At 73.7% G+C, this 25979-nt stretch carries 2 protein-coding genes and 1 pseudogene; all 3 read right to left on the bottom strand.

All coding sequences use genetic code 11. The features are described from left to right. Positions 1 to 22 precede the first annotated feature (22 nt). A pseudogene (locus tag MID12_RS04320) lies at positions 23 to 8026 on the bottom strand (type I polyketide synthase); the annotation flags it as partial. A 20-nt stretch (positions 8027 to 8046) separates the two neighbouring features. Beyond that, on the bottom strand, positions 8047 to 14676 hold the full coding sequence (locus MID12_RS04315; protein WP_411577043.1) for a type I polyketide synthase: 6630 nt from the start codon (positions 14674 to 14676) through the stop codon (positions 8047 to 8049). Between the two features lie 49 nt (positions 14677 to 14725). Next, complete coding sequence (locus MID12_RS04310; RefSeq protein WP_263164997.1) at positions 14726 to 25966, bottom strand: type I polyketide synthase; 11241 nt, start codon at positions 25964 to 25966, stop codon at positions 14726 to 14728. Positions 25967 to 25979 lie beyond the last annotated feature (13 nt).

Raw genomic sequence — 25979 nt, 5'->3', positions numbered from 1 at the left:
GGTGTCCGCGTTCTCTCCGTGTTTCGGTGGTTTCTTGGATGGCGGTGGTGAGGCCGGGGTGGGGGCTGGTTTCGATGTAGTGGGTGTGTCCGTCGTTGAGGAGGCGCTGGATGGTGGGGTTGAAGTGGACGGTGGTGCGGAGGTTGGTGAACCAGTAGTCGGTGGTGAGGGTGGTGGTGTCTACGGGTTCGGTGGTGACGGTGGAGTAGAAGGGGATGTCGGACTGGCGGGGCGTCAGCTCGCCTATCTGAGCGGCGAGTTGATCCTTGAGCGGTTCTACGAGAGGTGTGTGCGAGGCGTAGTCGACGGGGATCCTGCGGTGGCGAATCCCTTCCGCCTCGCAGTGCTGCTGGAGTGCGTCGAGGGCGGTGGTGGTTCCGGCGACGACGGTGGAGGTGGGGCTGTTGAGTGCGGCGAGGTGGAGGTCGTCTCCGTACGACGCGATCAGCTCACCAGCTTGTTCTGCGCTGAGGGCGAGGGACATCATGCCGCCCGTACCGGCGAGGGTGGTGAGGGCTTTCGAGCGCAGGGCGACGACCCGCGCGGCGTCCTCAAGGCTCAGCGCTCCGGCAATATGCGCGGCGGCGATTTCGCCTTGTGAGTGGCCGATGACGGCGTCGGGGTGGATGCCGTGGTCCTGCCACCAGCGGGCCAGCGAGACCATGACCGCCCAAGTAGCGGGCTGTACGACATCGACCCGGGCGAGCGCGTCGGCGTCGTCGAGTACGTCAAGCAGGTTCCAGTCGGTGAAGGGTGCGAGCGCCTGGGCGCACTCCTCCATGGACTTCGCGAACACGGGGGAGGTCTTGAGCAGGCCTGTGCCCATCCCCACCCACTGCGAGCCCTGACCGGGGAAGACGAACACGGTCTTGCCGCCGTGTGCGGTGCCGGTGATGACGTTGCTGTGCGGCTCCCCCTTGGCGAGGGCGGTCAGGGCGGTCAGCAACTCCTCGCGGGTGGTGCCGAGTACGGCCGCGCGGTGCGCAAAGCGCGGACGGCGCAGGAGAGTTGACGCCACCGAGGCCGGGTCCGGCTCGGTGTGGATGGTCAGGTGGCTGTGCAGGCGGCGGGCGTGGGCGCGCAGGGCCTCGTCCGTGTGTCCGCTGAGCAGCCAGGTGACGTCGGTGGCGCGGACCTCGGGTTCGGGATCCTGCTGGCCCGGCGCCTCGGTCAACTGCCGTGCGTCCGGGGCTTGTTCGAGGATGACGTGGGCGTTGGTGCCGCTGATGCCGAAGGAGGAGACGGCGGCGCGGCGGGGGCGGTCGAGGGTGGGCCATTCCCTCTGCTCGGTGAGGAGTTGGACGCCGCCGGTGGACCAGTCGACGTGCGGTGTCGGTTCGTCGACGTGGAGGGTGGCGGGCAACTGCCCGTGTTGGATGGCCTGGACCATCTTGATGATCCCGGCGACACCGGCGGCGGACTGGGTGTGCCCGATGTTGGACTTGATGGATCCCAGCCAGAGCGGCCGGTCCTCGGGGCGGTCCTGCCCGTAGGTGGCGAGCAGCGCCTGTGCCTCGATGGGGTCGCCGAGTGCGGTGCCGGTGCCGTGCGCCTCGACCACGTCCACGTCCGCTCCCGTGAGTCCTGCCGTCTGGAGGGCGGTGCTGATGACGCGTTGCTGGGAGGGGCCGTTGGGGGCGGTGAGTCCGTTGCTGGCGCCGTCCTGGTTGACGGCGGTGCTGCGGACGACGGCGAGGATGGGGTGCCCGTTGCGCTGGGCGTCGGAGAGGCGCTCCACGAGCAGCAGACCGACGCCCTCGCCCCACCCCGTGCCGTCCGCCGCAGCCGCGAAGGACTTGCAGCGGCCGTCCTGCGCCAGTCCGCGCTGACGGCTGAACTCCACGAAGGTTCCCGGGCTCGCCATCACGGCCACCCCGCCCGCGAGGGCGAGGTCGCACTCCCCGTTGCGGAGGGACTGCGCGGCCAGGTGGAGCGCGACAAGCGACGAGGAACAGGCGGTGTCCACGGTCACTGCCGGGCCTTCGAGACCGAAGACGTACGACAGCCGACCCGAGGCCACGCTGCCGGTGTTGCCGGTGCCGAAGTAGCCCTCCAGATCAGCGGGCAGTTCCGGTAGGCGCGAGGCGTACTCGTGGTACATCAGACCGGCGAAGACTCCGGTCCTGCTGCCGCGCAGCGAGAGCGGATCGATGCCGGTGCGCTCGAAGGCCTCCCAGGCGGTTTCCAGGAGGAGGCGCTGCTGCGGGTCCATCGCCAGGGCCTCGCGCGGCGAGATCCCGAAGAGCGCGGCGTCGAAACCGGCGGCCTCGTGCAGGAAGCCGCCGTGCCGCGCGTAGCTGGTGCCGAGGTGTTCCGGGTCCGGGTGGTAGAGGCCTTCGAGGTCCCAGCCGCGGTCGGTGGGGAAGGTGCTGATGGCGTCCTGCCCGCCCGCGACCAGGTCCCAGAGGTCCTCCGGCGAGCTGACCCCGCCGGGGTAGCGGCAGGCCATGCCGACCAGGACGACGGGCTCCTCGGCCGTACGCACCGCGGTGGCGGCCGGTCGCCGGGTGGCTGCGCCCGCGACTTCGCCGGCCAGCTCGGTGCCGAGGTAGGCGGTCAGCGCGGCCGGGTCGGGGTAGTCGAAGACCAGGGTGGCGGGCAGCCGCAGTCCGGTCACCTCGCCCAGCCGGTTGCGCAGCTGGACGGCGGTGAGCGAGTCGAAGCCCAGGTCCTTGAAGCCGCGGGTCGGTTCCAGCTCGAGGGTACGGGAGTGCCCGAGCGCGGCACCGACCTCCTGGGCGAGGAGCTGGTGCAGGGCCTTCGTCCGCTCGGCGGGGCCGAGGGCGGCCAGGCGCTCGCGCAGCTCCGGCGACCCGGCGCCGCCCCCGGCTGCCGGAGCCGGGCGCCGGGGCGCGACCGGCACCAGCGCCCGCAGCGCCGCGGGCAGCCGCCCCGCCTCGCCCTGCCTGCGCAGTGCCCGGAACTCCCAGTGCACGGCGACGACCGCGGCCTCGGCGGGCCGGGCGTCGGCGGCGTCGAAGAGGTCGAGGCCTTCTGCCACGGAGAGCGCGGAGACTCCGGTACCCGCCATCCGGGAGAGGTCGGCATCGGCCAAGTGCGCGGTCATACCGCCCTGTTGGGACCAGGGGCCCCAGGCGAGCGACTGCCCGGCGAGACCGTTCTCCCGCCGGTGCCGGGCGAGCGCGTCCAGGAAGGCGTTGCCCGCCGCGTAGTTGGCCTGGCCGGGGCTGCCGAGCGCGGCGGCGAGCGAGGAGAAGAGGACGAAGCGGTCCAGCGGGAGGTGCCGGGTCGCCTGGTGCAGATGCAGGGCCGCGTCGACCTTGGGGGCGAGGACGCGGTGCAGCCGGTCCGGGGTGAGCGAGGCCGTCAGACCGTCGTCGAGGATCCCGGCGGTGTGGACCACCGCGGTCAGCGGGTGCTCTCCGGAGAGGGAGCCCACGAGGTCCGTGACGGCGGCCCGGTCGGTGAGGTCGCAGGCGGCGAAGGTCACCTGGGCGCCGAGAGCGGTGAGTTCGGCCCGCAGCTCCTCGGCCCCGGGTGCCGCGGCTCCGCGGCGGCTCGCGAGGCACAGACGGCGTACGCCGTGCTTGCCGACCAGATGCCCGGCGAGCTCGGCGGCCAGGGAACCGCCGCCGGTCAGCAGGACGGTCCCCTCCGGGTCCCAGGCGGCTTCGGGTGCCTCGGCGGCTTCCTCCGGGGTCTCCGGTGCCAGTCGGCCGATCCGGGGGACGGTCAGCTCCCCTGCGTACAGGGCGAGTTGGGGCTCCTCGGCCGCGAGCGCGGTGGCGACGGCACGCGGCAGGGCTTCCCGGGAGGCCGCGTCCTCGTCCATGTCGAGCAGGAGGAAGCGGCCGGGGTTCTCCGACTCCGCCGCGCGCACCAGCGCGTGGACGGGCTCACGCAGCAGCTCGGGTGCCGCCGCCTCGGTCACCACGGCCAGCCGTGCCCCGCGCAGAGAGTCTTCCGCCAGCCAGACCTGAAGCTGCGTCAGCACCTGTTCGGCCGCATCGTGCACCTCGGTCGCGGTGACCTCCTGCGCCGTCCCCTCACCCAACTGCGGGCGCCAGAAGACGACTTCGGGTGCCGCCGCTCGTTCCTCGGCCAGCGCCCCGACCAGCTCCGCGGGATCACGGTGCACCTCGGCACCGGAACCGGTCCACTCCGTCTCGCCGAGCACCGCCCAACTCCCGCTCTCAGGGCGGTAGTCGGCGTCCACCCCGTACGCGAGGGGCGCCCAGGTGAGGGTGTGCAGGGGTGGGCTGAGGGTGGTGGCGGTGGTGGTCAGGGGGCGGAGGGTGAGGCTGCGTGCGCTGGCGAGAGGGGTGCCGTCCGGGTAAGTGGTGCTGAGGGTCAGGGTGTTGGGCTGGCCGGTGGGCGTGAGGCGGGTGTGGAGGGTGGTGGTCTCCGCGGTCGCGCGGTGGAGGTGTATGTCGGTCCAGGCGAAGGGGAGATGGGGCGTGGGCGTTGCCCGGTTCTCGGCCGGGGTGGTGAAGGTGCCGAGGGTGATGCCGTGGAGGGCGGCGTCCAGGAGTGCGGGGTGCAGGGTGTAAGGGGCGTTCTCGGCTTCGGTGGTGGTGTCCTGGGGGAGGACGACCGTGGTGTAGATCTCCTCGCCGTGGCGCCAGGCGGCCTGCACGCCCCGGAACACCGGCCCGTAGGTGATGCCCGCGGCCTCGAACTCCTCGTACAGCGTCTCGATCGGCAGCGGTACGGCACCCTCCGGCGGCCACGTCGCGGGCGCCGCCGGTGTCTTCGGCGGGAGGCCGGGGCCGAGGAGGCCCGTGGTGTGCCGGGTCCAGCCGGTGTCGGCGGAGGTGTCCTCGGGCCGGGAGTGGATGGCGAGCGTGCGTCGGCCCTGCTCGTCCGGGTGGCCGAGCGAGAGTTGCAGGTGCACGGCGCCCGACTCCGGCAGCACCAGCGGGGTTTCGTGGGTCAGCTCCGCGACGGTGGACAGCCCGGTGCGCTGGGCCGCGTGCAGCGCCACTTCGACGAAGGCGGTGCCCGGGAGGATGGCGGCGCCCGCGACCACGTGGTCGGCGAGCCAGGGGTGGGTGTCCAGGCTCAGCCGTCCGGTGAGCAACAGCCCCTCGGAGTCGGCGAGTTCGAGTACCGCGCCGAGCAGCGGGTGCTGCGCCGCCCCGAGCCCGGCCCGGTTCAGATCGCCGCCGGTCGCGGCGGGCAGCCGCCAGAAGCGCTCCCGCTGGAAGGGGTACGTGGGCAGCGCGCCGCCGAAGGCCTCGGCGCCCCCGAAGAGCGCCTGCCAGCGCGGGGTGGCCCGGCCATGGGTGAACAGCTTGGCCACCGCGGTGGTGAGGGTGCGTACCTCGGACTGCTTGCGGCGCAGCAGGGGGAGGGCGAGCGCGGCCCGGGCGGAGGGCTCCTCCCCGAGGGTCCCCGTGGCCATCTGGGTGAGGGCGTGGCCGGGGCCGAGTTCGAGGTAGGTGGTGGTGTCGTGGGTGTGGAGGGTGCGAAGGCCGTGGTGGAAGCGGACCGTGGTGCGGACGTGGTGGGTCCAGTAGTCCGGGTCGGAGAGTTCGGCCGCACTGGCCAACTCGCCGCTGACGTTGGAGATCAGGGGTGTGGTGGGCGCATGGAAGGTGAGGGTGCGCAGGGTCGCCCGGAAGGCGTCGAGCATGCCGTCCATGTGAGGGGAGTGGAAGGCATGGCTGACGCGGAGGTGGGTGGTCTTGCGGCCCTGGGACGCCCACTGCGCGGCGAGGGCGTGGACGGCGTCGTGGTCACCCGAAATCACCGTCTCGGCAGGGCCGTTGACGGCGGCGACGGCCACGGTGCCGTCGGCCGGAAGGCTCGCCGCCGTCTCGTCCTCGGTGGCCTGGAGAGCGGTCATCGCGCCGCCGGTGGGCTGGGCCTGCATGAGGGTGGCCCGGGTGGTGACGAGGGTGGCGGCGTCACCCAGGTCCAGGACTCCGGCGAGATGGGCGGCGGTGATCTCGCCGAGCGAGTGGCCGATCAGGAGGTCGGGGGTGATCCCCCAGTGGGCCAGCAGGCGGTGGAGCGCGACCTCCAGGGCGAAGAGCGCGGGCTGGGTGTAGGCGGTCTGCTGGAGCAGGGCGGCGTGTTCGGTGTCGGGCTCCGCGAACATCACCTTCCTCAGCGCCACCGCGGGAATCCCCGGCAGCGCCGATCCCGGGCCCAGGCGCCGGGCGAGCTGTGCGTCCAGCGCCCCGGTCACCTCGTCGAGGGCGCGGGCGAACTCCGGGTAGGCGGCGTGGAGTTCGCGCCCCATGCCCGCGTACTGACTGCCCTGCCCCGAGAAGAGGAAGGCGGTACGGCCCGGTGCCGAGGCGGCCACCGCGGAGCGTCCGGTCTCGTCCTCCGCGAGGGCGGCCAGCTCGCTGAGCGCCTCCGCACGGTCGGGTACGAGCAGCAGTGCGCGGTGGTCGAGAGCGGCGCGGGTGGTGGCCAGGGCGAGGCCGAGGCCGGGCAGGTCGAGACCGGGACGTTCCGCGAGGAAGGCGCCGAGCTGCTCGGCACGGGCGCGCAGGGCCGCAGGTGTGCGTGCGGACAACGGGATGGGCACGAGCGGCAGTTGACGTTCGGCGGGGGCCGAGCCCGCCGGGGGAGCGGACTTTGCCTCGCCGGCCTGGGCGGCCTGCTCCGTGGCCGGGGCGGTCTTCGCTCCCGCGGCTTCCGTGGCCGCGGCGGGCTCGGGTGCCTGTTCGATGACGGCGTGGGCGTTGGTGCCGCTGACGCCGAAGGAGGAGACCGCGGCCCGTCGCGGCCTGTCCCCGCCGGGCCAGTCGCGGTGCTCGGTCAGCAGCGAGACGGCGCCCGACTCCCAGTCGATCTCCGGGTTGGGCCGGTCCACGTGCAGGGTGCGCGGCAGCTGCCCGTGCCGTATCGCCTGGACCATCTTGATGATCCCGGCCATGCCCGCCGCGGCCTGGGTGTGCCCGATGTTCGACTTCACCGAGCCCAGCCAGAGCGGGCGGCCCTCCTCGCGCCCCTGGCCGTAGGTGGCGAGCAGGGCCTCGGCCTCGATCGGGTCGCCGAGCCTGGTACCGGTGCCGTGCGCCTCGACCGCGTCGACCTCGGCCGCGCCCAGACCGGCGTCGGCGAGGGCGTCGCGGATGACACGCTGCTGGGCGGGGCCGTTGGGGGCGGTGAGGCCGTTGCTGGCACCGTCCTGGTTGACGGCGGTGCCGCGGACCACGGCGAGTACCCGGTGCCCCTTGCGGCGGGCGTCGGAGAGCCGCTCCACGAGGAGGACGCCGATGCCCTCGGACATGCTGGTGCCGTCGGCCGCGGCGGCGAAGGCCTTGACCCGCCCGTCCGCGGCGAGCCCGCGCTGGCGGCTGAACTCGATGAAGGTGTCCGGGGTGGTCATCACCATCACCCCGCCCGCGAGCGCCATGTCCGACTCGCCGGAGCGCAGCGAACGCACCGCCAGATGCAGCGCCACCAGCGCCGAGGAGCAGGCGGTGTCGACGGTGACCGAGGGGCCTTCCAGACCGAAGACGTAGGAGAGGCGGCCGGACATCACGCTCGCCGCGACTCCGGTCAGCTTGTGCCCCTCCACCTCGGGCGCGGGCTCGTAGGTGGAGGGCCCGTAGTCCTGGCGCATGCCGCCGACGAAGACGCCGGTCCGGCTGCCGCGCACGGAGGCCGGGTCGATGCCGCCGCGTTCGTAGGTCTCCCAGACCGTCTCCAGGAGGAGGCGCTGCTGCGGGTCCATCGCCAGGGCCTCGCGCGGCGAGATGCCGAAGAGCGCGGGGTCGAAGGCGTCGGCGTCGTGCAGGAAGCCGCTCTCCTTGACGTAGCAGCTGCCGGAGGCCTCCGGGTCCGGGTCGTAGAGGCGCTCCAGGTCCCAGTCGCGGTTGACCGGGAAGCCGGACATCGCGTCCCGGCCCTCGCTCACCAGCTCCCACAGCTCCTCCGGCGAGGCCACCCCGCCGGGGAACCGGCAGGCCATGCCGACGATCGCGATGGGCTCCCGGGCCGCCGCGGAGAGCTGCCGGTTCTGCTGCTTCAGCCGGTCGTTCTCGCGCAGCGACGAGCGCAGGGCCTCGACGAGCTTGGCGGCCGATGTGTCCGTGGTGTTCATCTCGTTCGCTACCCGCCAGGTCAGGAGTCGGAGTCGTTGAGCGCCAGGTCGATGAGGTCGGCGGCGTCCAGGGAGTCGAAGTCGAGCGCGCCCGCCTCGTCGTGCTCGTCGTGCTTGTCGGCGGGCGGCTGAGGAGCCGCGGCCGCCTCGCCCTCCGCCTCGCCCCGCGCGAGCGAGAGGAGCGTGTCGAGGAGCCCCGCGGCACGCAGCCGCTCCAGCGGCAGCCCGGCGAGTGCCTCCCGTACGGCCGCTTCCTGCGGATCGGCGGCTGCCGAAGTGGGCGCCGGTGTGGGCGCGTCGGACTTCCGGGCGGCCTCGATGGCGGGGCCGAGGCGGTCGGCCAGCCAGTCCGCGAGGGCCCGCGGGGTGGGATGGTCGAAGACCAGTCCCGCGGGCAGCCGCAGCCCGGTGTCCCGGGCCAGCCGGTTGCGCAGCTCCACCGCGGTCAGCGAGTCGAAGCCGAGCGAGGTGAACGGCTCGCCCGGCGCGAGCGCCGCCACATCGCCGTGCCCGAGCACCGAAGCCGCCTCGGTACGCACCAGGGTGAGCACCGCCTGCTCCTGCTCCAGCGGGCTCAGCCCGGCGAGCCGCTCCGCGAAGCCCTGCTCCGAGTCGACCCGGCCTGGCGCCGCCGGACGCGCCAGGGCGCCGCCGCGTACCAGGAGCCGCAGCACCGGCGGGATGTCCGCCCGGCCGCGCAGCGAGGCCGTGTCCAGCTTCGTCGGCAGCAGGACCGCCTGGTCCGTGCCGCCCGCCGCGTCGAAGAGCCGCATCCCCTCCTCGGCGGAGAGCGGCAGCGAACCGGCCCGGCTCAGCCGCGAGTGGTCGGTGCCCCCGAGCTTGCCCGTCATCCCGCTCGCCTCCTCCCACAGGCCCCAGCCCAGCGAGGTGGCCGGCAGCCCCCGGGCGCGGCGGTACTGCGCGAGGGCGTCCAGGAAGGCGTTGGCGGCGGCGTAGTTGGCCTGCCCCGGGCTGCCGAGCGCCCCCGAGGCCGAGGAGAACAAGGTGAACATCGCCAGATCGGCCCCGGCCGTCAGCTCGTGCAGGGCCCAGGCGGCGTCCACCTTCGGCGTGAAGACGGTCCGCAGCCGCTCCGCCGTCAGCGAGGGCAGTACGCCGTCGTCGAGGACGCCCGCCGAGTGGACCACCCCGGTGAGCGGATGGGCCGCGGGCACCGAGGCGAGGAGCGCGCCGAGCGCCTCCCGGTCGGCCACATCGCAGGCGGCCACCGTCACCCGGGCGCCCAACTCCTCCAGATCCGCGACGAGTTCGGCCATCCCCGGAGCCTCGGCGCCGCGCCGCCCCACCAGGAGCAGCTGCCGCGCCCCGTGCTCGGCGACCAGGTGACGTGCCGTCAGACCGCCGATGAGCCCGGTGGCCCCGGTGATCAGAACGGTGCCCTCCGGGTCGAGCGGCCTCGGGAGGGTGAGCGCGATCTTGCCGAGGTGCTTGGCCTGGCTCAGGTGCCGCAGGGCGGTGGGCGCCGAGCGCACATCCCAGTGCGTCAGCGGCGGCATCGCGAACACGCCCCGCTCGAAGAGCGCGACGACCTCCGCGAGCATCTCGGCCATCCGGTCCGGACCCGCCTCGACCATGTCGAAGGCGGTGTAGTGCACGCCGTGCTCCTGCCGCACGGCCTCCGGATCCCGCCGGTCGGTCTTGCCCATCTCCAGGAACCGGCCCCCGGGCCGCTGCAACCGCAGCGAGGCGTCGACATACTCCTGCGCCAGCGAGTTGAGCACCACGTCGATGCTCCTCTCCCCGCTGCTCCCGTCCCCGTCCTTGCCGACCGCGGTGGCGATGGCCTGCTCGAAGTCGAGGGAGCGGGTGGTGGAGATACGGCTCTCCGGCACCCCCATGGCACGCAGCGCCGGCCACTTCGCCGGGCTGGCCGTCGCGTAGATCTCCGCGCCCAGGTGCCGCGCCAGCTGGATGGCCGCGTTGCCGACCCCGCCGGTCGCGGAGTGGATCAGCACCGACTCGCCCGGCTTGAGGCCGCCGAGGTCCACCAGCCCGTAGTACGCGGTCAGATAGACCACCGGCACCGTCGCCGCCTCGGAGAAGGTCCACTCCGGTGGCATCTTCGCGAGGAGCCGCCGGTCGGTCACCGCCTGCGGCCCCGCCGCACCCGAGACCATGCCGAACACCCGGTCGCCAGGCGCCAGTCCGGCCACATCGGGCGCCGTCTCCAGGACCACACCCGCCGCCTCGGCGCCGATCCGGACACCGCCCGGATACATCCCGAGGGCGCCCAGCGCGTCCCGGAAGTTCAGCCCGGCCGCGCGTACCGCGATCCGGACCTCACCCTCGCGCAGCGGCGCGGCGGCCTCCGGCGCGGGCAGCAGGGCCAGATGGTCGAGCGAGCCCTCCTCGGTGACATCGAGGCGCCAGGGCCCCTCCTTTGGCGCGGTCAGCTCCGGCGCCTGCGCCCGCACCAGCCGTGCGACCCGCAACTCGCCGTCCCGTACGAGGAGTTCGGGCTCCCCGGAGGCCGCGGCCGAGGGCAGCGCGGCCAGCGACCGCGGGCTGCCGTCGGTGTCGACCAGGACCAGCCGCCCCGGGTTCTCCTTCTCGGCGGACCGGACGAGCCCCCAGACCGCCGCCGTCAGCAGATCCGGCTCCTCGGTGCCGACCGCCACCGCGCCCCGGGTCAGCACCAGCAGGCGGCTGTGCTCCGGCGGGTCGCTGTCCAGCCAGGCCTGGAGCGCGCCGAGGACATCGGCGGCCACGGTGCGCACGGCGCCGGGCAGCTGCGCGCCCCGTACGGGATCCGCGCCGTCCGGGCCCGCCACCGGGAGGACGAGTACCTCGGGTGCCTCGCTCAACTCCGCAAGCCCGGCGATGCGTTGGGCCTTCGGCAGCACCGAGGAGTCCAGCGCACCGCCCCACACCGCCCAGCGGGTCCCGTCCTGCGCCGCCGCCTGTGCCGCCTCGGGCTGGGTGAGGGGCGTCCAGCTGAGGGCGTGGAGCGGCGGGGCGGGCGTGAGGGTGCTGGGGGTGAGCGGGCGGAGGGTGAGGGTGTGCGCGGTGGCCAGGGGCGTGCCGTCGGGGTGGGTGGTGGTGACGGCGAGCGTGTTGGGCTGGTCGGTCGGGGTCAGGCGGGTGTGCAGGGTGGTGGCGTGGGTGGTGTGGAGGTGGATGTCGGTCCAGGCGAAGGGGAGATGGGGCGTGGGTGCCGCCTGGGCGGCAGGAGTCTCCTGGTCGGCGGCCGGGGTGGTGAAGGCGCCGAGGGTGATGCCGTGGAGGGCGGCGTCCAGGAGCGCGGGGTGGAGGGTGTAGTGATCGTTCTCGGCTTCGGCGGTGGTGTCCTGGGGGAGGGCGACGGTGGTGTAGATCTCCTCGCCGCGGCGCCAGGCGGCCCGCACGCCCCGGAACACCGGCCCGTACTGGAGCCCCGCCGCCTCCAGCCGCGCGTACAGGTCCTCGATGTCGACCGGCGTGGCACCCTCCGGCGGCCAGACGGCTTGGGCGGGTACCGGCGCGGGTGCGGTCCCGGCCGGGGCGATGCTGCCGTGGGCGTGCCGGGTCCACGGGGTGTCCGGCGGTGAATCGGCGGGCCGGGCATGGACGTTGAGGGTACGCGCCCCCTCCTCGTCCGGACCCGCGACCGTGAGCTGCACCTGCACGGCCCCCTCGGCGGGGAGCACCAGCGGCGCCTCATGGGTGAGCTCCGCGAGGACCGTACTGCCGACCTGCTGCGCCGCGTGCAGCGCGAGGTCCACGAAGGCGGTGCCGGGCAGGATCACGGTGCCGGAGACGGCGTGGTCCGCGAGCCACGGCTGGGTGTCCAGGCCGATCCGCCCGGTCAGCACCAGCCCCTCGCCCTCGGCCAGCTCCAGGGCGGCCCCGAGCAGCGGATGCCCCGTCTCCGCGAGCCCCAGCGCGTCCGGCTTCCCGCCCGACGCGGCCGCGGGGGAGCGCAGCCAGAGCCGCTGACGCTGGAAGGGGTACGTGGGCAGCTCGTACGGGTGCGCCGCCGGAGCGGAGTGCCCCCAGTCGGGGTTCAGCCCGTGGGCGTAGACATGGGCCAGGGCCTGATGGAGGCGGGTGGGGGTGTCGTCCCCCCGGAGGAGGGTGGCGTGGGTGGAGAGGGGCTGGCCGTCCTCGGCGGGGGTGCCGTCCGCGGGGTCAGCTGACGGTCCGGACAGCGGGGAGTCCGCGGTCTCCTCGATGGCGGTGGTGAGGCCGGGGTGGGGGCTGGTTTCGATGTAGTGGGTGTGTCCGTCGTTGAGGAGGCGCTGGATGGTGGGGTTGAAGTGGACGGTGGTGCGGAGGTTGGTGAACCAGTAGTCGGTGGTGAGGGTGGTGGTGTCTACGGGTTCGGTGGTGACGGTGGAGTAGAACGGGATCTCGGACTGGCGGGGTGTCAGTTCACCTATCTGTGCTGCCAGTTGATTCTTGAGTGGTTCTACGAGGGGTGTGTGGGAGGCGTAGTCGACGGGGATCCTGCGGTGGCGAATCCCTTCCGTCTCGCAGTGTTGCTGGAGTGCGTCGAGGGCGGTGGTGGTTCCGGCGACGACGGTGGAGGTGGGGCTGTTGAGGGCGGCGAGGTGGAGGTCGTCTCCGTGCGGGGCGATCAGCTCACCAGCTTGTTCGGCGCTGAGGGCGAGGGACATCATGCCGCCCGTGCCCGCCAGTGTCGTAAGTGCCTGGGAGCGTAGGGCGACGACCCGCGCGGCGTCCTCAAGGCTCAACGCTCCGGCAATATGTGCGGCGGCGATCTCTCCCTGTGAGTGGCCGATGACGGCGTCGGGGTGGATGCCGTGGTCCTGCCACCAACGGGCCAGGGAAACCATGACGGCCCAAGTAGCGGGCTGTACGACATCGACACGGGTGAGCGCGTCGGCGTCGTCCAGGACCTCAAGCAGGTTCCAGTCGGTGAAGGGCGCCAAGGCTTGGGCGCACTCCTCCATGGACTTCGCGAACACCGGTGACGTGGTGAGGAGTTGGACCCCCATCCCCACCCACTGCGAGCCCTGACCGGGGAACACGAACACCGTCTTGCCGGAGTGCGAGGTGCCCTGGGTCAGAGCAGGGTGGGGCTGATCGTGCGTCAAGGCCTGGAGCGCGCCCAGGAGTTCGGTGCGCTCGGTGACGACGAGGCCCGCGCGGTGCGGGAGCCGGGCGCGGGTGGCGAAGGCGGTCGCCAACTCCTGGGGACCGAGATGCGGGTCCGCCGCGAGGTGCTCGTGCAGCCGCTCGGCGTAGGCACGCAGGGCCGCGTCCCCCCGCGCCGAGAGCGGCAGGGTCACCACTTCGCCCGATCCTTCGGCGGTGGCTGCCTCGGCACGATTCGTCGCGGGTGCGGGCTCCGGCTGTTCCAGGATGACGTGGGCGTTGGTGCCGCTGATGCCGAAGGAGGAGACGGCGGCGCGGCGGGGGCGGTCGAGGGCGGGCCATTCCCTCTGCTCGGTGAGGAGTTGGACGCCGCCGCTGCTCCAGTCGACATGCGGTGTCGGCTTGTCGACATGGAGCGTTGCGGGGAGCTGTCCGTGCCGCAGCGCCTGGACCATCTTGATGATTCCGGCGACTCCGGCGGCGGCCTGGGTGTGCCCGATGTTCGACTTCACCGAGCCGAGCCAGAGGGGACGGTCCGCGGGGCGCCCCTGCCCGTACGTAGCCAGGAGGGCCTGCGCCTCGATGGGATCGCCGAGTGCGGTGCCGGTGCCGTGCGCCTCGACCACGTCCACGTCCGCGGTGGTGAGGCCCGCGGCGTCGAGGGCGGTGGTGATGACCCGCTTCTGGGAGGGGCCGTTGGGGGCGGTGAGTCCGTTGCTGGCGCCGTCCTGGTTGACGGCGGTGCTGCGGACGACAGCGAGGATGGGGTGCCCGTTGCGCCGGGCGTCCGAGAGGCGTTCCACCAGCAGCAGACCGACGCCCTCGCCCCACCCCGTACCGTCCGCCGCAGCCGCGAAGGGCTTGCAGCGGCCGTCCTGCGCCAGCCCGCGCTGGCGGCTGAACTCGACGAAGGTGTCGGGGGTGGCCATGACCGTGGCGCCGCCCGCGAGAGCGAGGTCGCACTCGCCGTTGCGGAGGGACTGCGCGGCCAGGTGGAGCGCGACAAGCGACGAGGAGCAGGCGGTGTCCACCGTCACCGCGGGGCCTTCGAGACCGAAGGTGTAGGCGAGCCGCCCCGTCGCGATGCTGCCCGCGCTGCCGCTGCCGACGTAACCCTCCAGGTCAGCGGGAAGTTCCGGCAGCCGCGAGGCGTAGTCGTGGTACATGAGCCCGGCGAAGACTCCGGTCCTGCTGCCGCGCAGGGAGGTGGGGTCGATGCCGGTGCGTTCGAAGGTCTCCCAGGCGGTTTCCAGGAGGAGGCGCTGCTGCGGGTCCATCGCCAGGGCCTCGCGCGGCGAGATCCCGAAGAAGGCCGGGTCGAATCCGGCGGCGTCGTAGAGGAAGCCGCCGCTGGTGGAGTAGGTCGTCCCGGTGTGCTCGGGGTCGGCGTCGTAGAGGGAGGCGAGGTTCCAGCCGCGGTCGGCCGGGAAGTCCCCGATGGCGTCGCCGCCCTGCGCGACCAGGTCCCACAGCTGCTCCGGTGTGCTGACCCCGCCCGGGAAGCGGCAGGCCATGCCGACGATCGCGAGCGGTTCGCGGCCCTGCTCCTCGACCTCGCGCAGGCGTCGCCTGGCGTCCTGGGCGTCGGCGATGGCCTTCTTGAGGTAGTCGCGGAGCTTGTCCTCGTTGGCTGTAGTCATGTCAGGAGTTCCTCAAGTCTTCCACCATGGTGAACAGGTCTTCGTCCGTCGCCTCGTCGAGTCCGGGGCGACCGGCCGCCGCTTCGGGCTCCGGCATCGCCTCGTCCGGTGCCCCGTCCGCTGCGTCCGCCTCGTTCCAGCGCGACAGCAGGGTCCGCAGCCGCGCCCCGATCCGGGAGCGGTCGGCGCCGCCCTGTGCCGCGGCCGCCAGACTCGCCTCCAGGCGGTCGAGTTCGCCGAGCAGCGCCTCCTCCTGGCCCGCGGCACCGCCGCCCAGTCGCTCCGCCAGTTCGGCGGCGACGGCGGCCGGGGTCGGGAAGTCGAAGATCAGCGTGGCCGGGAGCGGCACACCCGCCTCCTCCTGGATCCGGTTGCGCAGCTCCATGGCGGTCAGCGAGTCGAAACCGAGGTCCTGGAAGGCGCCTTCGGCCTCGATCCCCACCGGGTTCGGGTGGCCGAGCACGGCGGCCACCCGGCTGCGGACGAAGTCCAGGAGTTCCGCTCGCCGCCGCGCCTCCGGCAGCGTGGCCAGCCGCTCCGCGAGCCCCTGCGCCGGGGCATCGGACGCGGCCTCCGCGGGGGAGGCCGTCCGTACCGGCGGGGCCGGGGCCAGATGGCGCAGCAGCGGGGGCAGGGTGCCCGCGGCGGCCTTGGCCCGCAGTACGGGCAGGTCGAGGCGGACCGGGGAGAGCGCGGACCCGCCGGTCAGCAGCGCGGCGTCGAGCAGGGCCAGGGCCTCCTTCGCCGAGAGCGCCGCGACACCCGTACGGGAGATCCGGGCGCGGTCGGCGGCGCTGAGGCCCGCGGTGATGCCGGAGGCGGGTTCCCACAGGCCCCAGCCGAGGGAGAGCGCGGGCAGCCCCGCCGCCTGGCGGTGTCCGGCGAGGGCGTCGAGGAAGGCGTTGGCCGCCGCGTATCCGGACTGCCCGGGTGAGCCCGCCGTCCCGGCGAAGGAGGAGAACAACACAAAGGCGGTCAGCGGGAGTTCACGGGTCAGCTCGTGCAGTGCCCAGGCGCCGGAGGCCTTCGGTGCCATCACCCGGCGTACCGCCTCCGGGGTGAGCGAGCCGATCAGGGCGTCGTCCACCCCACCTGCCGTGTGGACGACCGCGGTCAGCGGATGCTCCGGCGGCACGGTCGCCAACAGGGCCTCTAGTTCGGCCCGTTGGCTCACATCGCAGCTGGCGACGGTGACCTGGGCGCCCAACTCGACCAGCTCGGAGGTGAGTTCGTCGACACCGGGGGCGGACGGTCCCTGCCGGCCCGCGAGCAGGAGGTGCTGTACCCCGTGCGCGGTCACCAGGTGCCGGGCGACCAGGGCGCCGAGGGTGCCGGTGCCGCCGGTGATCAGCACGGTTCCACCGCCCAGTTCGGGGGCGGGCGCCGCGGTCTCCTTCGCACCGGTGGGGCGGTTCGGCGCAGGGGCGAGCCGGGGCACGCTCAACCGGCCCCGGCGTACGGCGAGTTGGGGCTCCCCGCAGGCGACGGCCGCGGGCAGCGCGCGCAGCGACTCCTCCTGCCCGTCGACGTCGACGAGCAGGAAGCGGCCGGGGTGCTCGGCCTGCGCCGAACGCAGCAGCCCCCACACCGGGGCCTGCGCCGGACGCGGCGTCTCCCCGGGCAGGGCGACCGCACCCCGGGTGAGGACGGTCAGGCGGCGGTCCGCGAAGCCGTCCTCGCGCAGCCAGTGCTGCACCGTCTCCAGGGTGCGCAGCAGGACGTCCGTCCCCTCGGCAGCCGTATCGGCCGCCTCCGGGTCGTCCCGCACCCACACCACCACCTGGGCGCTGCCGGTGCCGTCCGCCCCGGCCTCGGCGGCCTCATCGGCGGCCCCCAGCTCCGGGATCCGCCGCACCTGGGCGCCCGCCGCCTGAAGCGCGCGGATCAGGCTGTCCTCGGCGGCGACCGAACCGTCCCCCGCAGCGAGCACCGCCCAGGAGCCCGGCGCCGTCTCGGCGCTCCGGCCCGGCAGCGGGGACCACTCGGTGTGGTAGAGCGCGTCCGCGGCTCCGGAACGGTCCCCGAGCGCGCGCAGCCCCTCCGGATCCACCGGGCGCAGCGCGAGCCGCTCCATGGACAGCACCGGGGCGCCCGCCGGATCGGTGATCTCCACCCGGACCGCGTTCTCGCCCGTGGCCGGAGCGATCCGCACCCGCAGCGCGGTGGCCCCGGAGGCGTGCAGCCGGGCGCCGTTCCAGCTGAACGGCAGGAAGGCCGTCTCGCCGTCCTGCCCCGTGGCCAGGAACTCACCGTGCCGGATGGCCTGCAGCGCCGCGTCGAGCAGCGCCGGATGTACGGCGAAGCCCTCGCCGCCGCCGAGGGCCGCGTCCGGCAGCACTACCTCCGCGTACACCTCCGCACCCTGGCGCCAGGCCGCACGCAGCCCCTGGAAGGACGGGCCGTAGCTCAGCCCGGTGGCCTCGTCCGGCTGCCCGGCGAGTGCCTCGGCCGGTACGGGCCGCGCCCCCTCCGGCGGCCATACGGAGCCCCCGGCCCCCGGCGCCTGCTCCGCCGTACCGGCCTCCTCCGGCTGCGGCGCGGCGAGGACGGCCTCCGCGTGCCGGGTCCAGGGCGCCTCCGTGTGCTCGCCCTCCGGCCGGGAGTGGACGGTGAGGTGCCGCTGCCCGCGCTCGTCGGGCTTGCCGACGGTCACCTGTATCCGCACCGCGCCCGCGTACGGCAGGACCAGCGGAGCCCGCAGCGCCAGCTCGGCGACGGCCACCGCCTCGGTACGCGCGGCGGCGTGCAGGGCGAGTTCGAGCAGGGCCGTGCCGGGCAGCAGCACGGTGCCGCCCACGCTGTGGTCGGCGAGCCAGGGATGCGTCCGCAGGGACAGCCTGCCGGTGAACAACAGCCCCTCCCCGCCCGCGAGTTCGGCCACGGCGCCGAGGAAGGGGTGCGCGGCGGCGACGAGCCCGAGCCCGCTCGGGTCGGCGGCGGCCGGCGGCGGGGCGTCGAGCCACAGCCGCTGGCGCTGGAACGGATACGTGGGCAACTCGACCCACTCGTCCCGCCCTTCGCCCGAATCCGGAAGCAGCGTCTCCCACGCCGGGCTGATCCCCCGGGTGTGCAGCGTGGCCAGCGCCGTCAGCAGCGACTGGACCTCGGGCTGCTTGCGGCGGAGGAGGGGGAGGGCGGTGGTCTTCGTGGATTCCGTGGACTGGCTTGCGTGGGTGGCTAGTTGGGTGAGGGCGTGGCCGGGGCCGAGTTCGAGGTAGGTGGTGGTGTGGTGGGTGTGGAGGGTGGTGAGTCCGTGGTGGAAGCGGACGGTGGTGCGGACGTGGTGGGTCCAGTAGTCGGGGTCGGAGAGTTCGGCGGTGGTGGCCAGTTCGCCGGTGATGTTGGAGATCAGGGGTGTGGTGGGCGCGTGGAAGGTGAGGGTGCGCAGGGTGTTGCGGAAGGTGTCGAGCATGCCGTCCATGTGGGGGGAGTGGAAGGCGTGGCTGACGTGGAGGTGGGTGGTCTTGCGGCCTTGGGATGCCCAGTGCGCGGCGAGGGTGTGGACGGCGTCGTAATCACCTGAAATCACCGTCTCCGTCGGCCCGTTGACGGCGGCGATGGTCACCGTCCCGTCTGCCGGGAGGCTCGCGATTGTCTCGTCTTCGGTGGCCTGGAGGGCGGTCATGGCTCCGCCGGTGGGCTGGGCCTGCATGAGGGTGGCCCGGGTGGTCACCAGGACAGCCGCATCGCGCAGGTCGAGAACCCCGGCGAGATGAGCTGCCGTGATCTCCCCCAGTGAGTGCCCGAGCAGGAGATCAGGAGTGATCTCCCAGTGGGCCAGCAGGTGGTGGAGTGCGACTTCCAGGGCGAAGAGTGCGGGTTGGGTGTAGGCGGTCTGCTGGAGAAGGGTGGCGTGTTCGGTGTCGGACCCGGCGAACATCACCTCCCGTAGCGGGACGACGGGCAGAGAAGTGTGTGCGGTCAGGCGGGAGGCCAGTTCCGGGTCCAGGGCGGTTGCGACCTCGTCGAGGGCTGCGGCGAACAGGGGGAAGGCGTCGTACAACTCCCGGCCCATACCGGGGTGTTGGCTGCCCTGACCGGAGAACAGGAACGCCACCTTGCCCGGTACCTGGGCGGCCGTTCCGGTGACCAGATGGGGATGCGGGGTGCCCTGGGCCAGGGCAGCGAGGGCTTCCGGGTCTCCGTGCAGGACAACGGCGCGGTGGTCCATGGCCGCGCGGCGGGTGGCCAGGGCCCGGGCCACCGTGGCGGGCTCCGGTCGCGGAGCGGTGTCCAGGAAGCGGGTGAGCTGCCCGGCCTGCGCCGCCAGGGCACCCGGGGTGCGGGCCGAGAGCGGCCAGAGGACGGCCTCGGCGCGGGGTGACGCGGGCGGCTCGGTCGTCCTCGCGGGCGACACGGGCTCCGGGGCCTCCTCCAGGACCACATGCGCGTTGGTGCCGCTGGCGCCGAAGGAGGAGACGGCCGCGCGGCGCGGCACATCGGTCCGCGGCCAGTCGCGCGGCTGCGTCAACAGGCGTACGGCGCCTGCCTCCCAGTCCACCGCCGGGTTGGGCGCGTCGACATGGAGGGTGGCGGGGAGCTGCCCGTGCCGCAGTGCCTGGATCATCTTGATGATGCCGGCGACTCCGGCGGCGGCCTGGGTGTGCCCGATGTTCGACTTCACCGAGCCCAGCCACAGCGGCTGGTCCTCGGGGCGGTCCTGGCCGTAGGTGGCGAGCAGGGCGCTCGCCTCGATCGGGTCGCCGAGCGTGGTGCCGGTGCCGTGGGCCTCGACCGCGTCCACGTCCGCCGTGGTCAGACCGGCGTCCGCCAGGGCGGCGCGGATGACCCGCTGCTGGGCGGGGCCGCTCGGGGCGGTGAGTCCGTTGCTGGCGCCGTCCTGGTTGATGGCGGTGCCGCGGACGACGGCGAGGATCCGGTGCCCGTTGCGGCGCGCGTCGGAGAGCCGCTCCACCAGGAGCATGCCCGCACCCTCGCCCCAGCCGGTGCCGTCCGCGGCGGCGGCGAAGGACTTGCAGCGGCCGTCGGCGGAGAGCCCGCGCTGGCGGCTGAACTCCACGAAGGCGCCGAGCGCCGACATCACCGTCACCCCGCCCGCGAGCGCGAGATCGCACTCCCCGGAGCGCAGGGCGCGGCCCGCCAGGTGCAGGGCCACCAGGGAGGAGGAGCAGGCGGTGTCCACGGTCACCGCCGGGCCTTCGAAGCCGAAGGTGTAGGCGAGCCGCCCGGTGGCGATGCTGCCCGCGCTGCCGTTGCCGAGGTAGGGCTCCAGGTCGGCCGGGGGAGTGGGCACCCGGGCCGCGTAGTCGTGGTACATCACGCCGCCGAAGACCCCGGTCCTGCTGCCGCGCAGCGAGGTGGGGTCGATGCCCGCCCGCTCGACGGCCTCCCAGGCGGTCTCCAGGAGGAGGCGCTGCTGCGGGTCCATCGCCAGGGCCTCGCGCGGCGAAAGACCGAAGAACGCGGGGTCGAAGTCGGCCGCGTCGTACAGGAATCCGCCGGACCACACCGAGGACTTGCCGGCCCGGTCCGGGTCCGGGTCGAAGAGTTCTGCCGGGTCCCAGCCCCGGTCGACCGGGAACTCGGCGATCGCGTCCTCGCCGCCCGCCACCAGTTCCCAGAAGCGTTCCGGAGTGCTGGCCCCGCCCGGGTAGCGGCAGGCCATGCCGACGATCGCGAGGGGCTCCTCGGCACCGCCGGACTCGGCCGGGCGTACGGGTGCCGCCGTACGGGAGACACCCGTACGCGCCGACGCTCCGGAGTCCGCGGTGAGGCCGAACTCGCCCAGCAGGAAGGCGGAGAGGGCCTGGCAGTCGGGGTGGTCGAAGACCAGGGTCGCCGGGAGCCGCAGGCCGGTCGCGGTGGCGAGGGTGTTGCGCAGTTCCACGGCCATCAGCGAGTCGAAGCCGAGTTCCTTGAAGGCCTGGGTGGGTGCCACCGTGTCCGCGGAGCCGTGGCCGAGCGCCGCGGCGGCCTGCCCCCGCACCAGATCGAGGGCGGCCCGCGCGCGCTCCTCCCCGGACAGCGCGGCCAGCCGCTCGCGCAGGCCCGCCTCGCCCGCCGTGGCGCGGGCGGCCGTCCGCCGACCCGGGGTACGGACAAGTCCGCGCAGTACGGGCGCGGTTGGGGCTTCCGTGGCGGTGCGCAGCACGGCCAGGTCCAGCCGGACGGGCAGCAGCACCGGCTCGGGTCCGGTGTCCGCGCAGACGGTGTCGAACAGCGCCAGCGCCTCCTCGTCGGCCAGCGGTGCGACCCCGCCCCGGGCGATCCGCGCCAGATCCGCCTGGCCGAGCGCGCCGGTCAGCCCGCTGCGCCGCTCCCACAGGCCCCAGCCCATCGAGAGCGCGGGCAGCCCCTCGGCCCTGCGGTGCCGGGCGAGGGCGTCGAGGAAGGCATTGGCCGCCGCATAGCCCGACTGGCCCGCCCCGCCGAGGACCGCGGCGGCGGAGGAGAACAACACAAAGGCGTCGAGGGGGAGTTCACGGGTCAGCTCGTGCAGATGGAGCGCCGCCGTGGTCTTCGACGCGAGAACGCGGTCGAGCTGCCCGGCGGTCAGCGAGGTGACCATCGCGTCGTCCACGACGCCCGCCGTGTGCACCACCGCGGTCAGCGGGTGCGCGGCACCGATGCCTGTGAGCAACGCGGCGGTCGCCTCACGGTCGGTCAGATCGCAGGCGGCGATCCTCACCGAGGCGCCGAGCGCGGTCAGTTGCTCGCGCAGCGCCTCCGCCCCCTCGGCGTCCGGACCGCTGCGGCTGGCGAGCAGCAGATGGCGTACGCCGTGCTCGCGGACCAGATGCGCGGCGAGCAGTCCCGCCAGGGTGCCGGTACCGCCGGTGAGCAGGACCGTGCCCTCCGGGTCCCAGCGGACGGGCCGGGCCGCCGAGACTTCCGGCTCCGTTGCCTCAGGGCGGTGCCGCACCAGGCGCGGGACGCGGAACTCGCCACCACGGAAAGCGAGTTGAGGCTCACCGGTGGCCAGGGCAGCGCCCACGACTCGCTCCGCGGAAGCGGCCGCATCCTCACGCTCGTCCTTGTCCTCGTCCTCATCCACATCGACGAGAACGAAGCGCCCCGGCTGCTCGGTCTGCGCCGAACGCAGCAGCCCCCATACCGGAGCCGCCTCCAGGCAGGGCACCTCCGCCGCCGTCACCGCGACGGCCTTCCGGGTCAGCACCACCAGCCGCGCGTCCACCGCCGTGGCCCGCTCGTCGGCCAGCCAGGCGCGGACGGTACGCAGGGCGCGGTGGAGCGTCGCGGTGGGCGCTGCGGCGCCCGGTTCGAACCCGGTGGTGGACCCGGACTCCGGGCGGAGATCCAGAAGCACCGTTCGCGGGAACTCCGGGAGAGACCGCAGGACTTCAAGACCCTGGAGTCCAACGAGCGCGTCGAGCCCTGCGGCTGCGCCGGAGCTCTCGGGGTTCTCAGGGCTCTCAGGGTTCTCGGAGTTCTCGGGGTTCTTGGGCTCCGCGTGGTCGGGGAGAGTGCGGGCGCCGACGAGATCGCGGTCGTCCGGGTAGCGGATCACGGGCGGCGCGGAGACGGACGGGTCCGCGGCCGGTGCCGGTACGGGGGTCCAGTCGAGGCGGTAGAGCGCGTCCGCCGGGCTGCCGGTGCCCCCCAACTGGCTTGCGGTGACAGGCCGGGCCACCACCGAGTCCACGGAGGCGACCGGTCGGCCGGTGGTGTCGGCGAGGGTGACCGTCAGCGCGTCCGTACCGGTCGGCGCGAGCCGTACGCGCAGGGCCGAGGCCCCGACCGCGTCCAGCCGGACCCCGCTCCACGCGAACGGCAGCCGGGCCCCGTCGAGCCCCGGCCCGTCACCGAAGAAGCGCCCGAGGCCGACACCGTGCAGGGCCGTGTCGAAGAGCGCCGGGTGGATACCGAAGTGCTCGGCCCCGGCAGCCGCCTCCTCGGGCAGCGCCACCTCGGCGAAGACCTCCGCCCCGCGCCGCCACGCCGCCCGCACGCCGGTGAACGCCGGTCCGTACTGGAGCCCGGCGGCCGCCAACTCCCCGTACAGCCCGCTCACTTCCACCGGCTCGGCCCCGGTCGGCGGCCAGACGCTCAGATCGGTTTCCGCACCCGGCTCGACGGCCGCCGGTGCGGCGGAGCCGGGGACCAGGGTGCCGGTGGCGTGCTGGGTCCAGGGTGCCCAGGGCAGCCCGGCCGTGTCCTCGGGGCGGGAGAGGATGCGTACCGCCCTGCGGCCCGTGTCCTCGGGCTCGTCCACCAGTACCTGTACCTCTACGGTGCCGGTCGCGGGCAGCCGCAGCGGCGCCTCCAGGGTCAGCTCCTCGATCCCCTCGCAGCCGACACGCGCCCCTACGGCAAGTGCCAGCTCCACAAAGCCCGTTCCGGGCAGCAGCACGGTGCCGAGCGCCGCGTGATCGGCGAGCCACGGATGCGTCCGCAGCGACAGCCGTCCGGTGACCGCCAGCCTGTCGCCGTCCGCGAGCACCGTCGTCACGTCGATGAAGGGGTGCTCGTCGCCACCGGTCGCCCCGGTGAGCGGCGCCAGCCAGTAGCGCTTGTGCTGGAAGGGGTAGGTGGGGAGGTCGGGGTGGTGGGTGGCGGGTTCGCTGGTGGGTTGAGCGGCAGGGGTGAGGCCGTGGGTGTGGGCGTGGGCGAGGGCGTGGTGGAGGCGGGTAGGGGTGTCGTCGCCGCGGAGGAGGGTGGCGTGCGTGGTGGCTTGGGTGTGGGTGTCCGCGGTCTCCTCGATGGCGGTGGTGAGGCCGGGGTGGGGGCTGGTCTCGATGTAGTGGGTGTGTCCGTGCGCGAGGAGTTTTTGGACGGTGGGGGCGAAGTGAACGGTGGTGCGGAGGTTGGTGAACCAGTAGTCGGTGGTGAGGGTGGTGGTGTCTACGGCTTCGGTGGTGACGGTGGAGTAGAAGGGGATGTCGGACTGGCGGGGCGTCAGTTCGCCAATCTGAGAGGCGAGTTGGGCGCGCAGCGGTTCTACGAGGGGTGTGTGCGAGGCGTAGTCGACAGGGATGCGGCGGTGGCGAATCCCTTCGGCCTCGCAGTGTTGCTGGAGGTTGTCGAGGGCTTCGGTGGTTCCGGCGACGACGGTGGAGGTGGGGCTGTTGAGGGCGGCGAGGTGGAGGTCGTCTCCGTACGACGAGATCAGCTCGCCTGCCGTTTCGGCGCTGAGGGCGAGGGACATCATGCCGCCCGTGCCCGCCAGTGTCGTAAGTGCCTGGGAGCGCAGGGCGACGACGCGTGCGGCGTCCTCAAGGCTCAACGCACCGGCGATATGCGCGGCGGCGATCTCTCCCTGTGAGTGGCCGATGACGGCGTCGGGCTGAATGCCGTGGTCCTGCCACCAGCGGGCCAGCGAGACCATGACCGCCCAAGTAGCGGGCTGTACGACATCGACGCGGGCGAGCGCGTCGGCGTCGTCGAGTACGTCAAGCAGGCTCCAGTCGGTAAAGGGCGCCAGTGCTGCTGCGCATTCCTCCATCGACTTCGCGAACACCGCTGAGGTGGCGAGGAGTTGGACCCCCATGCCCACCCACTGCGAACCCTGCCCAGGAAAGACGAACACCGTCTTGCCCTCACGGGCCGTGCCGGTGACGACGTTGCTGTGCGGGGAGTCCTCGGCGACGGCTGCCAGACCGGCGAGGAGTTCGTCGCGGCCGGTGCCGATCACGGCCGCACGGTGGGCGAAGCGGGGGCGGGCGGCCATGGTGTCCGCGATCTGGGCGGCGGCCAGCTCGGGGTGGTCCGTGAGGTGGGTGTGCAGGCGGGCGGCGTAGGCGCGCAGGGCGCTGTCCTGCTTGGCGGAGAGGGAGACGGTGTACGGCGCGCCGCCCGCCGCAGTCTCCTGGGTGGCCTCGGTGGCGGGCGCCTGCTGCTCCTCGGGAGCCTCGGCGGCGGGCGCCGGCTCCTCCTCGGGGGCCTCCTCCAGGAGGATGTGCACATTGGTGCCGCTGATGCCGAAGCCGGAGACGGCCGCCCGGCGGAGGCGTTCGCCCTTCGGCCAGGGCCGGGAGGCGGTGAGCAGCCGGACCGCGCCGGATTCCCAGTCCACATGCGGTGAGGCCGTCTCGGCGTGCAGCGTCTTCGGCAGGGTGCCGTGCCGCAGGGCCTGCACCATCTTGATGAGCGCGGCGGCCCCGGCGGCGGCCTGGGTGTGGCCGACGTTCGACTTCACCGAGCCCAGCCACAGCGGCTGGTCCTCGGGACGGCCCTGCCCGTAGGTGGCGAGGAGGGCCTGTGCCTCGATGGGATCCCCGAGCTTCGTCCCCGTACCGTGCGCCTCCACCGCGTCCACGTCCTTCGCGGTGAGTCCCGAGGCGGCGAGGGCGGCGCGGATGACGCGCTGCTGGGCGGGGCCGTTGGGGGCGGCGAGTCCGTTGCTCGCGCCGTCCTGGTTGGCGGCGGAGCCGCGGACGACGGCGAGTACGCGGTGGCCGTTGCGGCGCGCCTCGGACAGCCGCTCCAGGACGAGGACGCCCACGCCCTCCGCGAGCCCCATGCCGTCCGCCTCGGCCGCGAAGGCCTTGCACCGGCCGTCCGCGGCGAGCGCGCCCTGCTTGGTGAACTCCGCGATGGTGCCCGGCGAGGACATCACCGCGACACCGCCCGCGAGCGCCAGGTCCGACTCCCCGGACCGCAGCGACTGCACCGCGAGGTGCACCGCCATCAGGGAGGTGGAGCAGGCGGTGTCGACCGTGACCGCCGGACCCGACAGGCCCAGGCTGTACGCGACCCGGCCGGAGGCCACGCTCGCCACCGCGCCGGTGACCAGGTGGCCCCGTACCGACTCCGGCGCCTGGATCATCGGCGCGCCGTACTCGTGGTAGTTCCGCCCGACGAAGACCCCGGCCTTGACGCCCTCCAGCGCGGAGGGGTCCAGGCCCGCGTGCTCCAGGGCGGACCAGGCGGTCTCCAGGAGGAGGCGCTGCTGCGGGTCCATCGCCAGGGCCTCACGGGGTGCGATGCCGAAGAACTCCGCGTCGAAACCGGCCACATCGTCGAGGAAGGCGCCCTCGGTGACCGGCGCGCCCGCCTCCGGGCCGGTGCCGGGGGCGAGGAGCCGGTCCAGGTCCCAGCCCCGGTCGGTGGGGAGCGGCCCGACCGCGTCGCGCTCCTCGGCGAGCAGCTTCCACAGTTCCTCGGGCGAGTCCGCGCCGCCCGCGAAGCGGCAGCCCATGCCGACGATCGCGATGGGCTCACGCGCCTGGCTCTCGACCTCCTGAAGACGCCGGTTGGCCTTGCGCAGGTCCACGGTGACGCGCTTGAGGTAGTCCCGCAGCTTGGCTACGTCCTCGGACATTGCGTTCCTTTCC

The sequence above is a fragment of the Streptomyces sp. SCSIO ZS0520 genome, assembly GCF_025643355.1.
Classification (GTDB): Bacteria; Actinomycetota; Actinomycetes; order Streptomycetales; family Streptomycetaceae; genus Streptomyces; species Streptomyces physcomitrii.
The sequence above is the reverse complement of the archived record's forward strand: the minus strand, read 5'-3'. Positions and strand labels throughout refer to the sequence as shown.